At 59.9% G+C, this 1,467-nt stretch carries 1 protein-coding gene and 1 pseudogene; both read right to left on the bottom strand.

What is annotated here, in order from left to right:
- Positions 1-98 precede the first annotated feature (98 nt).
- On the bottom strand, positions 99-743 hold the full coding sequence (locus AUC71_RS12850) for a transglutaminase-like cysteine peptidase (protein WP_244500952.1): 645 nt from the start codon (positions 741-743) through the stop codon (positions 99-101).
- A 242-nt stretch (positions 744-985) separates the two neighbouring features.
- Positions 986-1,467 (bottom strand): annotated as a pseudogene (locus tag AUC71_RS19660) (PilZ domain-containing protein); the annotation flags it as partial.

Below are 1,467 nucleotides of genomic sequence, written 5' to 3'. Positions count from 1 at the left end.
CGGCTCAGGAAAAGGCCCGGTTGGGTCGGGGATGGGTGGGGGATGATCACCGGGCCCTAAAACGATGTCCCTGAGCGATCAGGGCGCTAAAACTCTCCTTAGTTCGAAGCGGACGTTGCCGGCTGGGGCGCCAGACTCGGCGGCAGAAGCGAAGTCCACACCAGCGGATTGCGGGCCGATTGCTGCTTGACGTAGGTGTAAGGCGTGTCTGCCCAGGCCAGGACGTCGCGCTGCTTGTTGTCGAGAACGAAGTCGCCGCGGTCGGTCCGAACCGTGAGCACCGCGTGGCCCTCGTTATTCTCGTCGCGAACCACGGTGATCAGCAGCGTGCTTTCAGGCCAGCCACGCTCGATCAGGATGCGGCGCTTGAGCAGGACGTAATCCTCGCAATCGCCTTCCTTCACGGGGTAGGTCCAAACCTCGACCTTGCCGTAGAGGTCAAGATCGGTGACCGGGGCCACGGCGTCATTGACGCTGACGTTCACCTCTTTGAGCTCGGCCAACTTGCCGTCGGTGAACTGAACGCGGTCGGCAAATCGGTGCGCCGGGCGGCACTCATCGGCCCGCTCGCGGCAGAAATTCACATAGCCGATTGGCGGCAAGGTCTCGCCGAAGGATTGCAGGAACGTCACCTTCTGCGGCTCGAGCTGAGACTTGAGCGAGATCGCATGATTATTGGTGGCGTCTGCCGGCAACGACGAGATAAACATCAAAAAAGCCGACCCAAGAACGAACTGTTTCATTGTACCCCCCTGTTGTTGAGGAGCACTCTCTCAGAAAGACTTTGAGATCCCGATAAAGAAAGCTGGCGTTTTGAAGTAGTATTGGTAGCGGTTTTTTAGTGAGACCTACTCAAACCTGAATGTTCTTGGTTTCCATAAAATTTTAGATAGTTTGGAACAAAGCATGTCCAGGCCCGGATTTGCGCGATTTTTCGCGCACCTGCGGCGGGCGACGGCGCTCCATTCGAAAGAATTGGGAAAGGTTAGTCTTGCGTTAGTCTAGCCGAAGGTCCAGGCCAGGCTGTCCGGATCCTGGAGTTCGGCGAACTGAATCGCGAAGCCTTCGTCGTGATAGCGGACCACGCTGCCGCGCAGCGCCCCAGAATGACAACGGTGCCGAGAGGGGGCTTTACCCGGGTCGCCACGGACGCGCCGCTCAAGGAAACGTCCAGCACCCGGCAGTCATGGACGTCGCTATTGGGCAGGATCAGCTTCTGGGCGGCAATGCGCGGCTCGAAGCGCTCATGCTGCCGCTCTTCGCCTTCGAGGTAGTCGCGATTGGTGTACCAGGTGAGCAGATTTGCGATGCGCTCGCGCTTTTGCGTGCTCGCCTTGATTTCGACGGCGAAGCCGCCCTCGATGGTTCGGGCGACGGTGCCCTCGAGACGGCCGAGATTGTCGAGATAGGCGACAACGCGCTCGCCGGGCCGGGAGAGGCGGAAGCACGCAGCGCCATGCCGCCCGG

This window comes from Methyloceanibacter marginalis, assembly GCF_001723295.1.
GTDB lineage: Bacteria > Pseudomonadota > Alphaproteobacteria > Rhizobiales > Methyloligellaceae > Methyloceanibacter > Methyloceanibacter marginalis.
This window is presented reverse-complemented; position numbering and strand designations above follow the sequence as displayed.

Excerpts from the sequence above, each read along its gene's own strand:
- AUC71_RS12850 (WP_244500952.1), bottom strand. The coding sequence starts at position 743 with ATGAAACAGTTCGTTCTTGGGTCGGCTTTTTTGATGTTTATCTCGTCG.